The organism is Streptomyces sp. SX-6 (assembly GCF_059089585.1).
The window spans coordinates 254,302-274,573 of record NZ_JBTHHU010000008.1; the positions used below are offsets into that span (position 1 = coordinate 254,302).

Here is a 20,272-nt window from a genome sequence, read left to right on the forward strand (position 1 = left end):
CGCAGTTCATGGCGGCGGTGCGACGGTGGCGTGCGCTGCGGCGCCGGCGTTCGCGCGGTCACGGTTCTCCTGACTGGTAGTGCGAGTATCCCCATCAACACGCTCTCCCCACGGGTATTCCGGGGGCCGGAGGGTGGACCCCATGCCTGTCGATGCCCTGCCTCGTCCCGCCCCGCCCCGTCCGGCCCTGTCCGGCCGCGCCCGGCTGACCCTGCTGGTCCTGTGCGCCGCCCAGTTCGTCGTCACACTCGACTTCTCGATCCTCAACGTGGCCCTGCCCGCGCTGGGTTCCGACCTCGGCATGGGCCGGGCGGACCTCCAGTGGGCGGTCACCGCCTTCGCCCTGCCCGCCGGCGGACTCCTGCTGCTGTGCGGACGGCTCGCCGACCGGTACGGGCGGCGCCGGCTCTTCCTCCTCGGCCTAGGCGTCTTCACGGCGGCCTCGGTACTGGTCACGCTCGCCCCGGACGCCCCGTCCTTCCTCGCCGGGCGCGCCCTGCAGGGAGTGGGCGCGGCACTGATCGTGCCGACCGGCATGGCCCTGCTCACCACCTCCTTCCCCGAAGGGCCGCTGCGCGAGCGGGCGTTGGGCATCAGCGGCACGATCCTCTCCCTCGGCTACACCATCGGCATGGTGCTCGGCGGCGTGATGACCGACTCGCTCGGCTGGCGCTCCACGATGGGGCTGCTCGCGGTCGCGGGCCTCGGGGTGCTCGTGCTCGCCCCCGGCCTGCTGCCCGCACCGCTTCCGGGCTCCGGCCGCACACGGCTGGACGTGCCCGGTGCCGCCGCCGTCACCGGCGGCCTGCTGTCCCTGATCTACGCGCTGTCCACGGCGGCCCAGCACGGCTTCGGCGGCGCGGACGTCATCACCGCGCTGGTCGCCGGTGTGCTGCTGCTGGCCGCGTTCGCGGTCGTGGAGGCCCGGGTCGCCGATCCCCTGGTGCCGCTGCCGATGCTGCGGCGGCGGACGGTGGCGTGGGGGAACCTCGGCGGGCTGGCCACGGTCTCGACGATGACCGCGCTGATCTTCCTGCTCACCCTGTACCTCCAGAACGTGCTGGGCCTGTCGGCCTTCCGCACCGGGCTGCTCTTCGGTGTGCAGGGGCTCTTCGCGGCGCTGGGCGGCGTGACGGCGTCCCGGGTCATCGCCCGCTTCGGTCCGCGCCGCGTCCTGACCTGCTCCCTCCTGCTCCAGGGCGCGGCCACCGCGCCGCTGGTGTGGCTGGGCACCGGGCCGGGTGCCGCGTGGGCGGCGCTGGCGGGGGCGTCGGTGGCGGTCGTGGGCAACCTGTGGGCGGTGGTGGCGTACGGGGTGACGGCGACGTCCGGCGTGCCGGATGCGGCGCAGGGCCTGGCAACCGGTCTGGTGACGAGTGCACAGCAGCTGGGGACGACGGTGGGGATTCCGGTGCTGAGTGCGGTGGGGGCGCGGTGGGGCTTCACGTCGGCGGTGGGAGTGGATGCGGTGGCCCTCGCGGGGGCGGGGGTGGGGGTGGCGCTGGGCTTGCGGGGTGCGGATGCGGGTGCCCGCAGGCCCGGTTGAGCCAGCCCCGGTCCCGCCCTTTCACCGTTTCCTCCGGGGCTCCGCCCCGGACCCCGAAACCGCGCTGCGCGCGGTTGTCCTCAATCGCCGGACGGGCTGACTTGTAGCCCGTCCGGCGATTGAGGACGAGCGGCGAAGCCGCGACAGCGGGGTCTGGGGCGCAGCCCCAGGAGACGGCGAGAGGGTGGGACCGGGGCCCTACTCCGCACCCCGCCGCACCGGCTCCACCAGCACCGTCACGATGCGGTTGCGGCGCCCCGCCGACGCCTCCGCGGTCAACCGCAAGGCCGCCAGCAACGGATCCATCGCACTCCGCTCCTCGAGCGGGACATCCGCCACCGCACCCGCGATCGGGACGCGGCCCAGCGACTTCGCGAGGAGACCGCCGACCGTCTCCACGTCCTCGTCGTCCAGCTCCAGCCCGTACAGCTCCCCGAGATCGCCGATGTCGAGCCGGGCGGTGACCCGATAGCGGCTGTCGCCGAGCTCCTCCACGGGCGGCAGCTCACGGTCGTACTCGTCGGTGATCTCACCGACGATCTCCTCGAGGATGTCCTCGATCGTGACGATGCCGGCCGTGCCGCCGTACTCGTCGATCACGACCGCGCAGTGATTGCGCTGCTGCTGCATCTCGCGCAGCAGATCGCCCGCGTTCTTCGTGTCGGGCACGAACACCGCGGGCCGCATGGCCGTGGAGACCAGTTCGGACTCCGCCTCCCGGCTGATGTGCGTCTTGCGGGCGAGGTCCTTGAGGTAGACGATGCCGACGATGTCGTCCTCGTTCTCGCCGGTCACCGGGATCCGGGAGAAGCCCGAACGCAGGGCCAGCGTGAGCGCCTGGCGGATGGTCTTGCCGCGCTCTATGACGATCAGGTCGGTGCGCGGCACCATCACTTCACGCACAAGCGTGTCGCCGAGCTCGAAGACGGAGTGCACCATGCGGCGCTCCTCGTCCTCGATCAGGGACTCCTTCTCCGCCAGGTCGACCATGGCCCGCAGCTCCGCCTCGGAGGCGAACGGGCCCATGCGGAACCCCTTGCCCGGGGTGAGGGCGTTGCCGATGAGGATCAGCAGCCTCGGCACCGGACCCATGATCCGGGCGAGCGGCAACAGCACATACGCCGCCGCGGTCGCGGTGCCCACGGGATGCTGGATGCCGATGGTGCGCGGGGAGACGCCGACGGCCACGTACGAGACGAGGACCATCACCGCGACGGCGACGGCCAGCGCCTCCCACGTGGCCTCGAACGACCGCAGGCACACATAGGTGACCATGACCCCGGCCGCCATCTCGCACGCGATGCGCACCAGCAGCGTCACATTGAGATAGCGGGTCGGGTCGGCCGCGACGGCCATCAGCTTGGCGGCACCCCGCCGCCCGGACCGCAGCGACTCCTCCGCGGCGAACCGCGTCGTCCGGGCCAGGCCGGCCTCCGCGCAGGCGGCGAGCCAGGCTATGACGAGCAGCAGGACCGCGACGGCGATCAGTTGACCGGTCATGTGATCGTGGGAGCCGGGGAGGGCCCTCCGATTCCGCGCTCGGCGCGCCAGCCGTCGACGATGGCGGCCTGGAGGCCGAACATCTCGGCCTTCTCGTCGGGTTCCTCGTGGTCGTAGCCGAGGAGGTGCAGGACCCCGTGCACGGTGAGGAGCTGGAGCTCCTCGTCCATCGAGTGCTGGGTCGGCGCGTCCTCGCCCTGCTTCTTCGCGACCTCCGGGCACAGGACGATGTCGCCGAGCAGGCCCTGCGGCGCCTCGTCCTCGTCCTTGGCCGGCGGACGGAGTTCGTCCATCGGGAAGGACATCACATCGGTGGGCCCGGGCAGGTCCATCCACTGGATGTGCAGCTGCTCCATGGCCTCGGCGTCGACGACGATGACCGAGAGCTCGGAGAGCGGGTGAATGCGCATCCGGGTCAGCGCGTAGCGGGCGACATCGAGGATCGCCTGCTCGTCGACCTCCGTCCCGGATTCGTTGTTGACGTCGATCGCCATGGTGCTGAAGTGCTCCTGCTTTTCAAGAATTACCGCCCGTTGCGGCTGTCGTACTTCTCGTACGCGTCCACGATACGGCCGACCAGCTTGTGCCGGACCACGTCGTTGCTGGTGAGGCGGGAGAAGTGGACGTCGTCGACGCCCTCGAGGATCTCCTGGACCTGGCGCAGGCCGCTCTTGGTGCCGCCGCCCGGCAGGTCGATCTGGGTGATGTCGCCCGTGATCACGATCTTGGAGTCGAAGCCCAGCCTGGTGAGGAACATCTTCATCTGCTCGGGGCTGGTGTTCTGTGCCTCGTCGAGGATGATGAACGCGTCGTTGAGCGTCCGGCCGCGCATGTACGCCAGCGGCGCGACCTCGATCGTCCCCGCGGCCATCAGGCGCGGAATCGAATCCGGGTCGAGCATGTCGTGCAGCGCGTCGTAGAGCGGGCGCAGATACGGGTCGATCTTCTCGTAGAGCGTGCCCGGCAGGAAGCCCAGCCGCTCGCCGGCCTCGACGGCCGGCCGGGTCAGGATGATCCGGTTGACCTGCTTGGACTGCAGGGCCTGGACGGCCTTGGCCATGGCGAGATAGGTCTTGCCCGTACCGGCGGGGCCGATACCGAAGACGACCGTGTGCTTGTCGATCGCGTCCACATAGCGCTTCTGGTTGAGCGTCTTGGGACGGATGGTGCGGCCGCGGCTGGAGAGAATGTTCTGGGTCAGCACCTCGGCAGGTGTCTCGCCCTGGGCCTCTTCGTTGCGCAGCATGGCGATCGAGCGTTCCACCGCGTCCTCCGTCATCGGCGCACCGGTCCGGAGCACCAGCATCATCTCGTCGAACAGGCGCTGAACGAGGGCGACTTCGTGCCGCTCCCCCGTCGCGCTGACCTCGTTTCCGCGGACATGGATGTCCGTGGCCGGGAATGCCTTTTCGATCACGCGCAGGAGCTTGTCCCCGGAGCCCAGGATGGTCACCATCGGGTGCTTGGCCGGGACGGTGAACCGGGCTTGTGCCTGCGGTCGTGTGGGTGTCGAAGTCATGGGCCGGCGCTGTGGCCTGCTCATCCCTCTTTCTGTGTCCGGGTTCCTTGGAATACCAAGGGTACGACGGCATACGCGCGGGGCCGAGGGGTTTTGCAGGGCCCCGCAGGAGGCCTCAGCAACCGCGGAAACCGAGCGTCGGCACCGCCCGGCGCAGCGGCCACGGGCGTACGGCCGCGGGCAGGACGCCGTCGAGGAAGGCGTAGCGGCGCAGGGCGTCGCGGGCCTGGTCGTCGTAGGAGCGCAGGTGCTGCCACCAGGCGGCGACCTCCACCCAGCCCGGCGCGGAGAGCGAGCCGCCGAACTCCTGGACGGACAGCGCCGAGGTCAGGCAGGCGAAGGCGAGCCGGTCCTCGAGCGGCCAGCCGGCGAGGGTGCCGGTCACGAAGCCGGCCACGAACACGTCCCCGGCGCCGGTGGGGTCGAGTGCCTCGACGGCGATCGCCGGGACCTCGGCCGTCTCGCCGGTGCGCCCGTCGGCCGCGTACGCGCCGCGCTCGCCCAGGGTGACGACGGCGAGCGGCACCTTGTCCGCCAGGGCGCGGGCGGCGGCGCGCGGGCAGTCGGTGCGGGTGTAGCGCATGGCCTCCTCGGCGTTGGGCAGGAAGGCCTCGCAGTGCTCGAGGTCGGTGAGGTCGGCCGGGTCCCAGCGGCCGGAGTCGTCCCAGCCCACGTCCGCGAAGACCCGCGCGCCGCGCCGGGCCGCGTTGCCGATCCACTCCACGCGTTTGCCGGGCTCCAGCAGGGCGACCGCGGCGCGGGACGGCACCGGGCGCTCGGGCGCGGGCGGCACCGGCGCCGGGGCCTCGTGCCCGTGGGAGACCATGGTCCGTTCGCCCTCGTACGCCATGGACACGGTCACCGGCGAGTGCCAGCCGGGCACGGTGCGCGACGGGCCGAGGTCGATGCCCTCGCCGCGCGAGAGCGCTTCCCAGCAGTACTCGCCGTACATGTCGTCTCCGAAGGCCGCGGCGAGCGAGGTGCGCAGGCCCAGCCGGGCGAGCGCGGTGGCCATGTTGGCGATGCCGCCCGGGCTCGAACCCATGCCCCGCGCCCAGGACTCGGTGCCGCGCACGGGGGCCGAGTCGAGGCCGGTGAAGATGATGTCCAGGAACACGGTTCCGGTGAGATAGACGTCGGTTTCCGGATCGCCCTCGGCGCGGACCCCGGCGAGCGGATCGAAGGACGAAGACGGTGCGGCCATGCGTACTCGCTGCTCCTTTTGCCGGGGGCGGTTCCGGACAGTGTGCCCGATGCTGCGGTACGTTCCGGCCATGAGGCTGACGATTCTCGGCGGTGGCGGTTTCCGGGTGCCGTTGGTGCACCGTGCTCTCCTCGACGACGCACGGCGTGATGCACCCGGCCGTGTCACCGAACTGGTGCTGTACGACACGGACTCGATGCGCATGCACGTGATCAAGTCCGTACTGGCCGCGCAGGCGAAAGGGGTCCCGGGCGCACCGGACCTGCGCCTCGCCGACAACCTCGACGAGGCGCTGCGCGGCACTGACTTCGTCTTCTCCGCGATCCGCGTGGGCGGCACGGCAGGCCGTGCAAGAGACGAGCGAATCGCCCTGGCGGAAGGGGTGTTGGGGCAGGAGACCGTCGGTGCGGGTGGTGTGCTGTACGGGCTGCGGACGATCCCCGTGGCGCTGGACATCGCCCGGCGGGTGGCCGAACTCGCCCCGGATGCATGGGTCATCAACTTCACCAACCCCGCCGGGATGGTGACGGAGGCGATGTCGTCCGTCCTCGGCGACCGGGTGATCGGGATCTGCGACTCGCCCGTCGGTCTGGTGCGGCGTGCCGCGCGGGCCGCGGGCGTCGACCTGTCGCTGACCGACTACGACTATGTGGGGCTCAACCACCTCGGCTGGCTTCGGTCGTTGAGCGTCGGCGGGCGCGAGCTCCTGCCGGGCCTGCTGGGCAACGGCGAGGCTCTGGCGTCCATCGAGGAGGGCAAGCTCTTCGGCGCGCACTGGCTGCGGGCGCTGGGTGCCCTGCCCAATGAGTATCTGCACTACTACTACTTCCGCAGGGAGACGCTGCGCGCGGTGCAGGAAGCGGCGCAGACGCGCGGCGAGTTCCTCGACCGCCAGCAGGGTGACTTCTTCTCGGAGGCCGCGGCCTCGCCCGAGCGGGCGTACGAGCTGTGGGAGCGCACCCGGCTGGGGCGTGAGGAGACCTACATGGCGGAGAGCCGTGCGGCGAGCGGCGGCTGGCAGCGCGACTCGTGCGACCTCGAGGGCGGCGGCTACGACAGGGTGGCCCTCGCGCTGATGCGGGCGGTGGCCGGGGACGAGCGCACCCGGCTGATCCTCAACGTCCGCAACGGCGGCACCGTGCCGGAGCTGGACCCGACCGCGGTGATCGAAACGGTCTGCGAGGTGAGCGCCAAGGGTGCCCAGCCGCTGCCGTGCGCCCCGGTGAGAGACGATCAGCTGGGGCTGATGCTCCAGCTCAAGGCGGTGGAACGGGCCTCGATCGACGCGGTCGTGGGCACGGACCGGGCCGCCGCGCTGCGGGCGCTGGCCCTGCATCCGCTGGTGGACTCCCCGGCCGTCGCGGCCCGGATCCTGGCCAGATCGGAGGGCTGACCGGAGGACCGTGACCAGGGAAACAATGACGAAACGTTGACCTGGGGCAGCGCGAAGCCCTAGCTTCGCGCTGCCCCTTCCTTGTTTCTCAGGAGTCACACGTGTCACTGTCCAAGCGTTCCCGGATCGCCGCCGTCACCGCAGCCCTCGCCGTCGGCGCGGGCCTCTACGGGGCCGGTGCGGCCACCGCCGACCACTCGGTGCCCCGCACGGACAAGGAGATCCCGAACCTCTCCCTCGTCCAGGAGAAGATCAAGGCGTACTACGGCGACACGGTGGACAAGAAGGGCCGGCACTGGGCGTCCCCGAAGAGCAACTACGCCAAGCAGCTCGCGGACATCGAGAAGAAGGCCAAGGGCTACCTGGACCAGACCGTCAAGAACTCCAAGGGCAAGAAGGGCAAGCCCGCCCTCGTCCTGGACGTCGACGACACCACGCTGCTGACCTACAACTACGAGCTCCAGCAGGGCTTCCGCTTCACGCCCGAGTCGCAGGACGCGTACCTGAAGTCGACCGACATGGCGGCCGTCTTCGGCATGCCGCAGCTCGTCAACTACGCGCAGTCCAAGGGCATCACGGTCTTCTACGTCACCGGCCGTGACGAGCACCAGCGCGCCTGGAGCGTCCGCAACCTCAAGAACGTCGGCTACAAGCCGGCCGCCGACCCGAAGCACTTCTTCCTGAAGAACAAGAAGAACCCGGCGGCCTACCTGCCGTGCGGCGCGAAGTGCACGACCATCGAGTACAAGTCGGGCACCCGCAAGCACATCGAGTCCCAGGGCTACCGCATCGTCGCCAACTTCGGCGACCAGTACAGCGACCTGCAGGGCGGCTACGCCGAGCGCACGTTCAAGCTGCCGAACCCGATGTACTACCTGCCGTAAGCCTCTTCGGCACGGGAATCCGCATCAGGTCCCGGGCGACGGTGAGCTCGCCGTCGTAGCCCGCCGCCCGGGCCTGGCGCTCGAAGACCGACGGGTCGTCGTAGCGCTGCGAGAAGTGCGTGAGCACCAGGTGCCGCACCCCCGTCTCGGCGGCCACGCGGGCCGCCTGGCCGGCGGTGAGGTGGCCGTGTTCGGTGGCCAGCGCCTCGTCCTCGTCGGTGAAGGTGGACTCGATCACCAACAGGTCGCAGCCCTCGGCCAGTTCGTACACCCCGTCGCAGAGCCGGGTGTCCATGACGAACGCGAAGCGCTGCCCGCGCCGCACCTCGCTCACCTGGTCCAGGGTGACGTCGCCCAGCGACCCCTCGCGCACCAGCCGGCCCACGTCGGGGCCCGCGATGCCGTGCGCGGCCAGCCGCTCGGGCAGCATGCGCCGCCCGTCCGGCTCGACCAGGCGGTAGCCGTACGACTCCACCGGATGCTTCAGACGGCGCGCGTGGAGCGCGTACGCCGGGGTCTCGGCCAGCACCTTGCGCGCGCCCGACACCGGCTCCTGCGCCATCCGTACCGTCTCGCGGTAGGCGGTGGCGTACCGCAGCCGGTCGAAGAAGCGCTGCCCGCTCGCCGGGTAGTGCGCGGTGACGGGGTGCGGCACCCGGTCCAGGTTGATGCGCTGGATCACCCCGGCGAGGCCGAGCGAGTGGTCGCCGTGGAAGTGGGTGACGCAGATCCGGTTGAGATCGTGCGCCGCCACCCCGGCGCGCAGCATCTGCCGCTGCGTACCCTCGCCGGGGTCGAAGAGCAGGCCCTCGCCGTCCCAGAGCAGGACGTAGCCGTTGTGGTTGCGGTGTCGCGTGGGCACCTGGCTGGCGGTGCCGAGGACGACGAGTTCCCTGACGGACATGACTAGCCGGGCGGCCAGTTGAGGCCGCGTCCGCCCAGGACGTGCAGGTGTGCGTGGAAGACCGTCTGCCCGGCGCCGGAGCCGGTGTTGAAGACGACCCGGTAGCCCTTGTCGTCCACCTTCTCGTCGGCCGCGACCTTGCCCGCCTCACGCATTATGTCGGCGATCACCTGCGGCTCGGCGGCGGCGAGCGAGGCGGCGTCCGGGTAGTGCACCTTGGGGATCACCAGGACGTGCGTCGGCGCCTGGGGGTTGATGTCGCGGAACGCGACGATCGTGTCGGTCTCGTGGACGACGGTCGCCGGCACCTCCCTGGCGACGATCTTGCAGAACAGGCAGTCTGCCTGTGGCTCACCCGCCACGTCGAACTCCTCCCACATCAATCGGCTCGCTACGGACCGGATGTTACCGGCCCACAGGATTTACACGATTCCCCGCCTGAGTTTCACGTTCCCCCCTTACCCTCTCCCGCAGAGAGACCCATGGGGGGACGATGACGCCGTTACCCGGCACCAGGACACTCGAGGCCCCGGCACCACCCCGCTCACCGCACCGCAGAAGCCGCGGAAGAACCCGTTCCCCGCTCCTGCGCATGGCGGCCTTCGGCCTCATCGGACTCACCGGCTTCCTGCCCAACCTCCTCGGCCTCGAGCTCCTGACCGCCGCGGGCCTGCACTACCTCCCCGCCGAGATCGTCTCCAACCAGTTCGGCGTGCTGTGGAACTTCGTCCTGATCGAGGTCCTGCTCTTCCGCGACCGCCGCGGCCACCGCCACTGGGCGGACCGGGTCGTCCGCTTCACGCTCCTGGCCAACGCCGATCTGCTGCTGCGGATCCCGCTCATCGCCCTCTTCGTCACCGCCCTCCACCTGGGCGCGCTGACCGCCACGGCACTCGCGCTCGTCACCACCTTCGTGCTCCGCTTCGCCGCCACGGAGGCCCTGGTCTACCTGCCGCGCAAGCGCACCGGCCGCCACCGGTACGGTGGCTGATCCGTGACTGACGTCAACTCCCGTGCGTTAAGCCGCTGAAGGCGGCGAGAGACGGGGTGCACATGCGCTGGAAGACCTATGGCGAGCGAGAGATCTACACCAATCCCTGGGTGAACCTCTGCCTCGTCGACGTCGAGCAACCGGACGGCGCCCGTCTGGAACACCACGTCGTACGTCTCCGCCACCTCGCGGTCGGCGCCGTCCTCAACCGGCGCCGCGAGATCCTGATGATGTGGCGCCACCGCTTCATCACCGACTCCTGGGCCTGGGAACTGCCCATGGGCCTGATCGAACCGGGCGAGAGCCCCGAGGACACCGCCGCCCGCGAGGTCGAGGAGGAGACGGGCTGGCGCCCCGGCCCGATGAAACCCCTCATCTACGCCGAGCCCGCGAACGGCATCACGGACTCCCAGCACTACGTCTTCCGCGCCGACAGCGCCACCCACATCGGCCCACCGACGGAGCAGAACGAGTCCGACCGCATCGAGTGGGTACCACTGGACCGCGTACGGGGCATGATCGACCGGCGGGAGATCGTCAGCAGCGGGTCACTGGTGGGGCTGCTCTACGTCCTGATGGACGAGGCGGTTCACTGACCGTACTGGTTCACGATCTCGGCGAGCCGGTGCAGCTGCGCAGCGAGTTGCACCCGCTCGTCGGCGGTGAAGGCCGCGAGACCGAGGGCCTGCCGTTCGCGCTTCTCGCTACGGAACCGGTCCAGCAACAGCGCCCCCTCGTCGGTGAGCGCGACAAGAACGCGGCGCTCGTCCTCGGCTGACCGGCGCCGGGTCACTATGCCCCTCGCCTCGAGCTGCTTGAGCATCCGGGTGGCCGTGGGCACGCTGACCGCGGCGGCGGCGGCCAGCCCGCCGACCGGCAACGCGGCCTCCCCGGCGAGCGGTTCGATCATGGCCAGCTGCGCCAGAATGTCCAGCAAGCTAACTACTAGAAGGCTAGCGATCATGCCCACTCCCACCCGCATCGACGTACACGAACACGTCGTCCCGCCCGAGTACGGCCGCCTCCTGGCCGAGCGGAACATGGACGCGGGCGGCTGGCCCATCCCGCCCTGGGACAAGGCCGGTGCCATCGCGATGATGGACACCCAGTCCATCGCCACCGGCGTCGTCTCGGTCAGCTCCCCCGGCACCCACTTCGGCGACGACGCCAAGGCCCGCACCCTGAGCCGGCAGGTCAACGAGTACGTCGCCGAACTGGTCAAGGACCGCCCCGACCGCTTCGGGCAGTTCGCGAGCATCCCGCTGCCGGATGTGGACGGTGCCGTGGCCGAGGCCGCGTACGCCCTGGACGAGCTGCGCGCCGACGGCGTGGTCCTGATGGCCAACGCCCACGGCCGCTACCTCGGCGACCCGGACTTCGCTCCCCTGTGGGCCGAACTCGACGCCCGCTCCGCGGTGGTCTTCATCCACCCCACGGAGCTCCGACTCCCGCTGATCCCCGGCATTCCCGCCCCGGTGGTCGACTTCACCTTCGACACCACCCGCACCGCCGTCCACATGGCACTCGCAGGCGTCATGTCCCGCCATACCCGGATGAAGGTGATCCTCTCCCACGCGGGCGGCTTCCTGCCGTACATCGCCCACCGCGTGGCGATCGCGGCGAGCATGCAGCACCCGGAGCAGCACACCTCCGACAGCATCCTGGCCGACCTCAAGCGCTTCTACTTCGACACGGCACTGTCCGGCAGCCCCACCGCCCTGCCCTCCCTGCTGGCCTTCGCCGAGGAGGGCCACGTCCTCTACGGCAGCGACTGGCCGTTCGCGCCGATCCCCCAAGGCGCGTACTTCAACCAGCACTTGGACACGTACGAAGCCTGGGAGCCTGGCCAACTGGATGCCGTCAACCGAGGCAACGCGGAAGCCCTCTTCCCGCGCCTTGCGGGTTAGCCAATAAATGGCATCGCCCCTGCCCGCGAACGAAATTACCCTTGGCTCCATGAGCATCGTCGAGCAGATCCATGACGTCCCCGTCCTGATGTGTGCCCCCGACGGCAACCTCATCGGCAGCGAACGCGACGCCCTGGATCTCATCGGCGATGCGGGATACCAGGAAGCCCAGTGGGTCGTCATCCCTGCCGAACGGCTCGACGAGGCATTCTTCCAGCTGCGCACCCGCGTCGCGGGCGAGTTCATCCAGAAGTTCATGAACTACCGCATGAGGCTTGCGGTGATCGGTGACATCTCCCGTCACACGGAGGCCAGTTCAGCGCTGCGGGATTTCGTCCGCGAGTGCAATCGCGGGCAGCAGACGTGGTTCCTGACCGGGCTCGCGGAGCTGCGGGAACGCCTGGGGAGCGCTCGCTCCGTCTAGTCTCTCGGCCATGACGAACCGCGACCACGCCGTAGTGACCACGACGACCGACGCCGAGGGCAAGGCCCACGCCCTGGCCAACGCCGTCGTCAACGAGAAGCTCGCCGCGTGTGCTCAGGTCTACCCCATCGCTTCCGTGTACCGCTGGGAGGGGAAGGTCGAGCAGGCACAGGAATGGCGCATCGACTTCAAGACGCGCGGCGAACTGGTGGACGAGCTCGCCGAGTTCATCGGCGTCCACCACGACTACGACGAGCCCGAGGTCATCGCGGTACCGGTCGTGGGCGGGGCGTCGGGCTACCTGAGCTGGGTGACGGCGGAAACCCAGGGCTGATCGCCGCTAGGGCCTGTCCGATGGGTCAGTGCGGGTCCTGCGACGTCTGGCGCGGTGCATCGCAAGGCGGAGCATTACCCGCGTACTGGGCGTACTCGGGTGATGCGACAACGCGGCGAGGTGCCGTGCCAGGCGTCGCAGGACCCGTGCTGACCCATCGGACAGGCCCTAGGCCCAGCGGCCCGTGCGGCCCAGCAGCAGGGCCGCGGCGGCGGTGCCCGCCGTGGACGTACGCAGCACGCTCGGGCCCAGGCGGTACGGCTTGGCGCCGGCCTCCGAGAAGGCGGCCAACTCCTCCGGGGACACGCCGCCTTCGGGGCCGACGACCAGGACGATGTCGCCCGTGGCGGGCAGCTGTGCCGTGGCGAGGGGCTCGCTGCCCTCCTCGTGCAGGACGGCCGCGAAGGCGGCGTTCGCGAGCAGGTCGGCCACCTGGCGGGTCGTCAGAAGGCCCGTCACCTCCGGGAAGCGCAGGCGGCGCGACTGCTTGCCCGCCTCGCGGGCCGTCGCGCGCCACTTGCCCAGCGACTTGACGCCGCGGTCGCCCTTCCACTGGGTGATGCAACGCCCGGCCGCCCAAGGGACGATGGCGTCAACGCCCGTCTCCGTCATGGTCTCGACGGCGAGTTCGCCGCGGTCGCCCTTCGGCAGGGCCTGGACCACGGTGATGCGGGGCTGCGGATCCGGCTCGGAGCGGACCGAGGTGACCGCGACCTCGAGGTGGTCCTTGCCCTCGACCGCGGCCACGGTGCCGTACGCGCCCGTGCCGTGGCCGTCCGTCAGGACGATCTCCTCGCCGGCGCGCAGCCGGCGGACGGACACGGCGTGCCGTCCCTCGGGGCCGTCGAGGGAGAAGACGGTGCCGGGGAAGACACCCGTGAGGGCGTCCTCTTCGACCAGAAAGACCGGCGCTGTCATGACTGCTTGCTCCCTCGCGTGTCGTGCATGTGGTGCGCGTCCTGCAACAACGCGCCGGCCGCCTCGAGTTCGGCGACCAGTACCTCGACCAGCCCGGCCGCCGGAAGATCCCGCGCCAGGCTGTGGCCCTGCCCCGCCCACAGGTTGACGCCCTGCGGATCGCCCGCCGCGGCGGCGGCCTTGCGCAGCGTCGAGGTCAGGTAGTGGACCTGGGGATACGCGGCCGGGGCGTACGGGCCGTGCTCCCGGATGAAACGGTTCACCAGCCCGCGGGCGGGACGGCCGGAGAAGGCCCGGGTCAGCTCGGTGCGGGTGAACAGCGGATCGGTCAGGGCCTGCTTGTGCAGGGCGCTCGCACCGGACTCCGGGCAGACCAGGAAGGCCGTGCCGAGCTGTGCGGCGCAGGCGCCCGCGGCGAGGACGGCCGCTATCTGGCCGCCGCGCATCAGACCGCCCGCGGCGATGACCGGGACGCGGACGGTCTCGCGGACCTCGGTGAGCAGCGTCAGCAGGCCGGAGCCCGTGTGGTCCGTACGCGGGTCGTCGCGGTGCGTGCCCTGGTGGCCGCCCGCCTCGATGCCCTGGACGCAGACCGCGTCGGCGCCCGCGTCCTGCGCGGCCTGTGCCTCGGCGGCGGAGGTCACGGTCACCACGGTCAGCGTGCCCACGGCGGCGAGGGAGGAGGTGACGGCGGGCGTGGGGCACCCGAAGGTGAAGGAGACGACCGGGACGGGGTCGTCGAGGAGGATGGCGAGCTTGGCCTCGTACGCGTCGTCGGCGCACTGGTCCCAGTCCCCGAGCGGGGTCTCGTACCACGTGGCCTCGCCCGCGAGTTGCTCGGCGTAGGCCTCGACGGCGGTCGGATCGGCGAGGGGTGGCTGCGGCATGAAGAGGTTGACGCCGAAGGGCCGGGAAGTCGCGGCGCGGAGCTGCTTGATCTCCTCGTACATCGCCGCCGGCGTCTTGTACCCGGCGGCGAGGAAGCCGAGCCCTCCGGCCTCGGAGACGGCTGCGGCGAGAGCGGGGCCCGAGCCGCCGCCGGCCATGGGAGCCTGCACGATCGGATGCCGGAACAGGCCGGTCAGCGCGGCCGACTGCCGGTTGTCAGAAGCCATGACCACATCGTGGCACGGGTGACGCCCGGTACCGAATCGGGCGGAGCCCGGCAGGACTCCGCCCGTGACGGCTCGTGGGGGCTAACGCCCGTTGAACGCGTCCTTCAGACGCGAGAACAGACCCTGCTGCCCCGGCTTGAACTCGCCCGTCGGGCGCTCCTCGCCGCGGATCTTGGCCAGCTGGCGCAGCAGTTCCTCCTGCTGCGGGTCGAGCTTGGACGGGGTCATCACCTCGACGTGCACGATGAGATCACCGCGGCCGCCGCCGCGCAGGTGCGTGACACCGCGCTGGTGCAGCGGGATCGACTGGCCGGACTGCGTGCCGGGCCGGATGTCGATCTCCTCGGTGCCGTCGAGGGTCTCCAGCGGCACCTTGGTGCCCAGCGCGGCTGCTGTCATCGGGAGGGTGACCGTGCAGTGCAGGTCGTCGCCGCGGCGCTGGAAGACCGGGTGCTTCGTCTCGTGGATCTCCACATAGAGGTCACCGGCCGAGCCGCCGCCGGGGCCGACCTCGCCCTCGCCCGCGAGCTGGATGCGGTTGCCGTTGTCCACACCTGCGGGGATCTTGACGGTGAGGGTGCGGCGGGAGCGGACGCGGCCGTCGCCCGCGCACTCCGGGCACGGGGTGGGCACGACCGTGCCGAAGCCCTGGCACTGCGGGCACGGCCGGGAGGTCATGACCTGGCCGAGGAAGGACCGGGTGACCTGCGAGACCTCGCCGCGGCCGCGGCACATGTCACAGGTCTGCGCGGAGGTGCCGGGGGCCGCGCCCTCGCCGCTGCACGTGGTGCAGACGACGGCGGTGTCGACCTGGATCTCCCTGGTCGTGCCGAACGTGGCCTCGTTCAGGTCGACTTCGATCCGGATCATGGCGTCCTGGCCGCGGCGCGTGCGCGAGCGGGGCCCGCGCTGCGACGCCTGGCCGAAGAAGGCGTCCATGATGTCGGAGAAGTTGCCGAAGCCCGCGCCGCCGAAGCCGCCGGCACCCGCACCGCCCGAGGAGGACAGGGGGTCGCCGCCGAGGTCGTAGACCTGCTTCTTCTGCGGGTCGGAGAGCACCTCGTAAGCGGCGTTGATCTCCTTGAACCGCTCCTGCGTCTTCGGGTCCGGGTTCACATCCGGGTGCAGCTCGCGCGCGAGACGGCGGAAGGCCTTCTTGATCTCGTCCTGCGAGGCATCGCGCCGAACGCCCAGGACCGCGTAGTAGTCCGTGGCCACTTACGACTCCGCCAGGATCTGTCCGACGTAACGTGCCACTGCGCGTACCGCTCCCATCGTTCCGGGGTAATCCATGCGGGTCGGTCCGACCACGCCGAGTTTGGCGACGGCTTCGTCGCCCGAACCGTAGCCGACTGCGACGACGGATGTGGAGTTGAGTCCCTCGTGGGCGTTCTCATGGCCGATGCGCACCGTCATGCGCGAATCCTTGGCCTCGCCGAGCAACTTGAGCAGGACGACCTGCTCTTCCAACGCCTCCAGCACCGGCCGGATCGTCAGCGGGAAGTCATGTCCGAAGCGGGTGAGATTGGCGGTCCCGCCGATCACCAGCCGCTCCTCCGTCTCCTCGACCAGGGTCTCCAGCAGGATGGACAGAACCGTAGAAACGGTTCCGCGATCCTCCTGCTCGAAGGCCTCGGGGAGATCCTGCACCAGGCGGGGCACATCGGTGAACCGCCGCCCCACGACCCGGCTGTTGAGCCGGGCCCGCAGATCCGCGAGCGTCGTCTCGCCGACCGGCGCCGGGCAGTCCACCATGCGCTGCTCGACGCGACCCGTATCGGTGATCAGCACAAGCATCACCCGCGCCGGGGCCAGCGACAGCAGCTCCACGTGGCGCACGGTCGACCGGCTCAACGACGGATACTGCACCACCGCGACCTGCCGGGTCAGCTGCGCGAGCAGCCGGACCGTACGGGTCACGACGTCGTCGAGATCGACGGCTCCGTCGAGGAAGTTCTGGATCGCGCGCCGCTCGGCCGACGACAGGGGCTTGACGCCCGCGAGCCTGTCGACGAACAGGCGGTAGCCCTTGTCGGTCGGGATGCGTCCCGCGCTCGTGTGGGGCTGCGCGATGAAGCCCTCGTCCTCCAGGACGGCCATGTCGTTGCGCACGGTCGCCGGGGAGACGCCGAGCTGATGGCGCTCGGTGAGGGCCTTGGAGCCGACGGGCTCCTCGGTGCCGACGTAGTCCTGGACGATGGCGCGCAACACCTCGAGCCTGCGTTCGCTCAGCATCGCGCACCTCCCGTCCGACATCCGGCCGTTTCTGCTTCCACGGTCTCGCCGGGGCCGTTTCCTTGGCACTCAATGGTCACGAGTGCCAGACCCCTCCCGTCAGTGTACGGCCGGGCCCCACGACCACGGCAAGGGCCGTCCCAGGCAATGTCCGGCCCGGACGGGCAACCGTACCGTGCCACGGCTAGCTTCTTGCCATGGAGAACCCGGGGAACAGCGGAGCGGCACAGGAGCGGCAGCACGCGGGGGCGCGCTGGGAACGGCTCGCGCCGGGCGTCGTGCGCCGCAGGCTGCCGGGCTGGGACGCGACGGTCGGCGCGATCGCCGGAGCGGACGGGGTGCTGGTCGTGGACACCGGCTCCTCGCTGCGCGAGGGGGCGGAGATCCACCGCGAGGTCGAGGAGATGTTCGGGCTTCCCGTGACGCACATCGCACTCACCCACGCGCATTTCGACCATGTGCTGGGCACCGCGGCCTTTCCCGGGGCGGCACGGGTGTACGGGGCCGTGGGGCTCGCCGGGCTCCTGGATCGCGGACGCACGGAGCTGCGGAGGGACGCGGTGGAGTACGGCATGCCGGCGGAGGACGCCGCCGAGGCCGTCAACGCGCTCGTGCTTCCCGGGCACGCGGTCTCCGGCGATGTGGTGGTGGACCTGGGCGGCGGGCGGCGGGTGCTGCTCGCCAATGCGGGGCCCGGCCACACGGCGTACGACCTGGCCGTGTTCGTCGCCGGCCCGGGCGGGGTGCCGGAGGTCGTGTTCTGCGGTGACCTCGTCGAGGAGTCCGGCGAACCGCAGGCTGGCGACGACGCCCACCCCCGCACCTGGCCCGCGGCCCTGGACCGGCTGGTCGCGCTCGGCGGGGAGGACGCGGTGTACGTACCGGGGCACGGGGCCGTGGTGGATGTCCGGTTTGTCCGTGAGCAACGCAACGCTCTGGCACGGCGCTTCGGCGTGTCGTAACCGGTCGCGGCCGGATTTCCCTATCGTCTCCGGGTGCGCAGCAGCAGACAGTACGGCCCTGATCTCACCCCGCCGTGGAAGCGGAGCACTCCGGTTCCGGAGGTCCCCGCCGAGGCCGACCTCGTGGTGGAGGAGGTCACAACGGGCTTCTGCGGGGCGGTGATCCGCTGCGAGAAGACCGCGCAGGGGTTGACGGTCACGCTCGAGGACCGGTTCGGGAAGTGCCGCGTCTTTCCGATGGAGCCGCGTGGGTTCCTGCTGGAGGGGCGCGTTGTGACGCTCGTACGTCCTCAGGTCCAGGCTCCGCGCGGCCCGCAGCGGACCGCCTCGGGGTCGATCGCCGTGCCGGGTGCGCGGGCGCGTGTGGCGCGGGCCGGGCGGATCTACGTCGAGGGGCGGCACGACGCGGAGCTCGTGGAGCGGGTGTGGGGTGACGACCTGCGGATCGAGGGCGTGGTCGTGGAGTACCTCGAGGGCATCGACGATCTCCCCGCGATCGTGCGGTCGTTCGACCCCGGGCCGGACGCGCGGCTGGGCGTGCTGGTCGACCATCTGGTGCCGGGCTCGAAGGAGTCGCGCATCGCGGCGGAGGTCACGGGCCAGCATGTGCTGGTGGTGGGGCATCCGTACGTGGATGTGTGGGAGGCCGTCAAGCCGTCGTCGCTGGGCATCGCGGCGTGGCCGCGGGTGCCGCGGGGGCAGGACTGGAAGACGGGGGTGTGCCGGGCGCTCGGGTGGCCGGAGAACACGGGGGCCGCTTGGCAGCGGATTCTGGGGGCGGTGTCCTCGTACAAGGACCTTGAGCCGGAACTGCTGGGCAGGGTGGAGGAGTTGATCGACCACGTGACGGTGGGGGCTGGGGGGTAGGGGGTTCTGCCCCGGTCCCGCCCTTTCACCGTTTCCTCCGGGGGCGTAGCCCCCGGCCCCCGGGCCCGCGCTCCGCGCGGTTGTTCCGGGGGCTACGCCCCCTGGACCCCCGCAACGCGGCTCCGCCGCGTTGGTCCTCAAACGCCGGACGGGCTGGAAGGCGCCGGGCCACGCTGGTCTTTCGCGCTTGCGCTGAAATCCAGCGCGGGCGCGAAAATCAAGCCCGTCCGGCGATTGAGGACGAGCGGCGAAGCCGCGACAAGCGGGGTCTGGGGCGCAGCCCCAGGAGACGGCGAGAGGGCGGGACCGGGGCTCAGTCCACCAGGTCGCGGACGACCGCGTCCGCGAGCAGCCGACCCCGCAGGGTCAGGACCGCGCGGCCCGCCGCATACGGGCCGGGGTCCAGGAGGCCGTCCGCCAGGGCTCGCTCCGCCGCCGCCAGGCCATCCGGCTTGAGAAGCGAGAGGGGGCAGCCCTCGGAAAGCCGCAGCTCCAGCAGGATCCGCTCCACACGGCGGTCCTCCTCCGGCAGGATCTCGCGACCCGCTCCCGGGGAGCGGCCCTCCGACAGGGCCTGGGCGTAGGCGCCCGGGTGCTTGACGTTCCACCACCGGACGCCGCCGACGTGGCTGTGCGCGCCGGGGCCGGCGCCCCACCAGTCGGCGCCGCGCCAGTAGAGCTCGTTGTGGCGGCAGCGGGCGGCCGGTGCGGTGGCCCAGTTGGAGACCTCGTACCAGTGGAAGCCGGCTGCGGACAGCTTGTCCTCGGCGATCAGGTAGCGGTCGGCGTGGACGTCGTCGTCCGTCATCGGCACCTCGCCGCGCCGGATGCGGCGGGCGAGCTGGGTGCCCTCCTCGACGATGAGCGCGTACGCGGACACGTGGTCCGGGCCGGCGGCGACGGCCGCGTCCAGCGAGGCGCGCCAGTCGTCGTCGCTCTCGCCCGGGGTGCCGTAGATCAGGTCGAGGTTGACGTGGTCGAAGCCCGCCGCACGGGCCTCGGCCACGCACGCCTCCGGGCGGCCGGGCGTGTGCGTACGGTCGAGGATCTTCAGCACGTGCGGGCGGGCGCTCTGCATGCCGAAGGAGATCCGGTTGAAGCCCGCCTCGCGGAGTTCGGCCAGGTAGCGCGGGTCGACGGACTCCGGGTTGGCCTCCGTGGTCACCTCGGCGCCGGGGGCCAGGGAGAACTCGTCGCGGATCGCGGCGAGCATGCGGCCGAGATCGGCGGCGGGCAGCAGGGTCGGGGTGCCGCCGCCGATGAAGACGGTCTCCACGGGGCGCGGGTCGTCGCCGAGCACCTTGCGCGCGAGGCGGATCTCCTCGGCGAGGGTGTCGGCGTAGTTGTCCCGGGAGGCCAGGGCCCCGCCGGAGCCGCGCAGCTCGCTCGCGGTGTAGGTGTTGAAATCGCAGTACCCGCAGCGCGTGGCGCAGTACGGAACGTGCAGGTAGAACCCGAGCGGCCGCTGCCCGGCACCCTCGAGGGCACGACGGGGCAGCGCCCCGTCCTCGGGCATGGGCTCACCATCGGGCAGTACGGAAGGCATGTGCCCATTGTCCGGCATACCGC

General features: G+C 71.0%; 21 protein-coding genes and 1 pseudogene. 10 read left to right on the plus strand and 12 right to left on the minus strand.

Going from position 1 to position 20,272, the window contains the following annotated elements; translation table 11 throughout:
- Window positions 1-142: 142 nt before the first annotated feature.
- Window positions 143-1,546, plus strand: coding sequence for an MFS transporter (locus tag ACV530_RS13065; RefSeq protein WP_494332550.1), 1,404 nt, complete (start codon window positions 143-145; stop codon window positions 1,544-1,546).
- Between the two features lie 198 nt (window positions 1,547-1,744).
- Here ACV530_RS13065 and ACV530_RS13070 read toward each other — a convergent pair whose 3' ends face one another.
- The 4 genes from ACV530_RS13070 to ACV530_RS13085 form a co-directional block, all read right to left on the minus strand.
- Complete coding sequence (locus tag ACV530_RS13070) at window positions 1,745-3,046, minus strand: hemolysin family protein (RefSeq protein ID WP_494332551.1); 1,302 nt, start codon at window positions 3,044-3,046, stop codon at window positions 1,745-1,747.
- Window positions 3,043-3,540 (minus strand): rRNA maturation RNase YbeY, encoded by a 498-nt coding sequence (gene ybeY / locus ACV530_RS13075; RefSeq protein ID WP_494332552.1) that lies wholly within the window; start codon window positions 3,538-3,540, stop codon window positions 3,043-3,045. Before ybeY ends, ACV530_RS13070 begins: the two co-directional genes overlap by 4 nt.
- A 29-nt stretch (window positions 3,541-3,569) precedes the next feature.
- Window positions 3,570-4,565 carry a PhoH family protein gene (locus ACV530_RS13080; protein WP_494332553.1) on the minus strand — a complete coding sequence of 332 codons (996 nt, stop codon included), beginning with the start codon at window positions 4,563-4,565 and terminating at the stop codon, window positions 3,570-3,572.
- Window positions 4,566-4,680: 115 nt separating this feature from the next.
- A complete protein-coding gene (locus ACV530_RS13085; protein ID WP_494332554.1) occupies window positions 4,681-5,769 on the minus strand; it encodes a carbohydrate kinase family protein in 1,089 nt (362 codons plus the stop codon).
- A 70-nt stretch (window positions 5,770-5,839) separates the two neighbouring features.
- Here ACV530_RS13085 and ACV530_RS13090 point away from each other — a divergent pair, with 70 nt between their 5' ends.
- Together ACV530_RS13090 and ACV530_RS13095 are read left to right on the plus strand one after the other, a co-directional pair.
- A complete protein-coding gene (locus ACV530_RS13090) occupies window positions 5,840-7,162 on the plus strand; it encodes a family 4 glycosyl hydrolase (protein WP_494332555.1) in 1,323 nt (440 codons plus the stop codon).
- Between the two features lie 101 nt (window positions 7,163-7,263).
- The gene (locus tag ACV530_RS13095; RefSeq protein WP_494332556.1) at window positions 7,264-8,046 is read left to right on the plus strand and encodes an HAD family acid phosphatase; all 783 of its coding nucleotides are present in this window, start codon (window positions 7,264-7,266) and stop codon (window positions 8,044-8,046) included.
- Here ACV530_RS13095 and ACV530_RS13100 read toward each other — a convergent pair.
- Both ACV530_RS13100 and ACV530_RS13105 read right to left on the minus strand, forming a co-directional pair.
- On the minus strand, window positions 8,012-8,950 hold the full coding sequence (locus tag ACV530_RS13100; protein ID WP_494332557.1) for a ribonuclease Z: 939 nt from the start codon (window positions 8,948-8,950) through the stop codon (window positions 8,012-8,014). The genes ACV530_RS13095 and ACV530_RS13100 overlap by 35 nt on opposite strands.
- Window positions 8,951-8,952: 2 nt before the next feature.
- Window positions 8,953-9,312 (minus strand): histidine triad nucleotide-binding protein, encoded by a 360-nt coding sequence (locus ACV530_RS13105; RefSeq protein ID WP_494332558.1) that lies wholly within the window; start codon window positions 9,310-9,312, stop codon window positions 8,953-8,955.
- 206 nt (window positions 9,313-9,518) lie between these two features.
- Here ACV530_RS13105 and ACV530_RS13110 point away from each other — a divergent pair.
- Window positions 9,519-9,941 (plus strand): annotated as a pseudogene (locus ACV530_RS13110) (GtrA family protein); the annotation flags it as partial.
- Between the two features lie 62 nt (window positions 9,942-10,003).
- Window positions 10,004-10,537 carry an NUDIX hydrolase gene (locus ACV530_RS13115; protein WP_494332559.1) on the plus strand — a complete coding sequence of 178 codons (534 nt, stop codon included), beginning with the start codon at window positions 10,004-10,006 and terminating at the stop codon, window positions 10,535-10,537.
- On the opposite strand, the gene ACV530_RS13120 is transcribed toward ACV530_RS13115, so the two are convergent.
- Window positions 10,531-10,878, minus strand: a complete 348-nt coding sequence (locus ACV530_RS13120; protein WP_494332560.1) for a MarR family winged helix-turn-helix transcriptional regulator — start codon at window positions 10,876-10,878, stop codon at window positions 10,531-10,533. The two genes, ACV530_RS13115 and ACV530_RS13120, sit on opposite strands and share 7 nt — an antisense overlap.
- A gap of 25 nt (window positions 10,879-10,903) precedes the next feature.
- On the opposite strand from ACV530_RS13120, the gene ACV530_RS13125 reads away from it, so the two are divergent.
- From ACV530_RS13125 to cutA, 3 genes are read left to right on the plus strand one after another with little or no spacing between them, the layout of a single operon-like run.
- Window positions 10,904-11,848, plus strand: a complete 945-nt coding sequence (locus tag ACV530_RS13125) for an amidohydrolase family protein (RefSeq protein WP_494332561.1) — start codon at window positions 10,904-10,906, stop codon at window positions 11,846-11,848.
- A 49-nt stretch (window positions 11,849-11,897) separates the two neighbouring features.
- Window positions 11,898-12,272: a DUF4180 domain-containing protein gene (locus tag ACV530_RS13130; protein WP_494332562.1), complete on the plus strand. Its 375-nt coding sequence runs from the start codon at window positions 11,898-11,900 to the stop codon at window positions 12,270-12,272.
- A 10-nt stretch (window positions 12,273-12,282) separates the two neighbouring features.
- Window positions 12,283-12,606: a divalent-cation tolerance protein CutA gene (gene cutA, locus ACV530_RS13135; RefSeq protein ID WP_494332563.1), complete on the plus strand. Its 324-nt coding sequence runs from the start codon at window positions 12,283-12,285 to the stop codon at window positions 12,604-12,606.
- Window positions 12,607-12,774: 168 nt separating this feature from the next.
- Here cutA and ACV530_RS13140 read toward each other — a convergent pair whose 3' ends face one another.
- The 4 genes from ACV530_RS13140 to hrcA form a co-directional block, all read right to left on the minus strand.
- Window positions 12,775-13,524: a 16S rRNA (uracil(1498)-N(3))-methyltransferase gene (locus ACV530_RS13140; protein WP_494332564.1), complete on the minus strand. Its 750-nt coding sequence runs from the start codon at window positions 13,522-13,524 to the stop codon at window positions 12,775-12,777.
- Entirely contained in the window at window positions 13,521-14,639 is a 1,119-nt protein-coding gene (locus ACV530_RS13145; protein WP_494332565.1) for a nitronate monooxygenase, read from the minus strand. Before ACV530_RS13145 ends, ACV530_RS13140 begins: the two co-directional genes overlap by 4 nt.
- Before the next feature lie 81 nt (window positions 14,640-14,720).
- On the minus strand, window positions 14,721-15,857 hold the full coding sequence (gene dnaJ / locus ACV530_RS13150; RefSeq protein WP_494332566.1) for a molecular chaperone DnaJ: 1,137 nt from the start codon (window positions 15,855-15,857) through the stop codon (window positions 14,721-14,723).
- Entirely contained in the window at window positions 15,858-16,874 is a 1,017-nt protein-coding gene (hrcA, locus tag ACV530_RS13155; protein ID WP_494332567.1) for a heat-inducible transcriptional repressor HrcA, read from the minus strand.
- 197 nt (window positions 16,875-17,071) lie between these two features.
- On the opposite strand from hrcA, the gene ACV530_RS13160 reads away from it, so the two are divergent.
- Both ACV530_RS13160 and ACV530_RS13165 read left to right on the plus strand, forming a co-directional pair.
- Entirely contained in the window at window positions 17,072-17,836 is a 765-nt protein-coding gene (locus ACV530_RS13160) for an MBL fold metallo-hydrolase (protein ID WP_494332568.1), read from the plus strand.
- A gap of 33 nt (window positions 17,837-17,869) precedes the next feature.
- Window positions 17,870-18,703 carry a DUF3097 domain-containing protein gene (locus tag ACV530_RS13165; RefSeq protein WP_494332569.1) on the plus strand — a complete coding sequence of 278 codons (834 nt, stop codon included), beginning with the start codon at window positions 17,870-17,872 and terminating at the stop codon, window positions 18,701-18,703.
- Between the two features lie 313 nt (window positions 18,704-19,016).
- Here ACV530_RS13165 and hemW read toward each other — a convergent pair whose 3' ends face one another.
- Window positions 19,017-20,249 carry a radical SAM family heme chaperone HemW gene (gene hemW, locus ACV530_RS13170; protein ID WP_494332570.1) on the minus strand — a complete coding sequence of 411 codons (1,233 nt, stop codon included), beginning with the start codon at window positions 20,247-20,249 and terminating at the stop codon, window positions 19,017-19,019.
- Window positions 20,250-20,272: the final 23 nt, after the last annotated feature.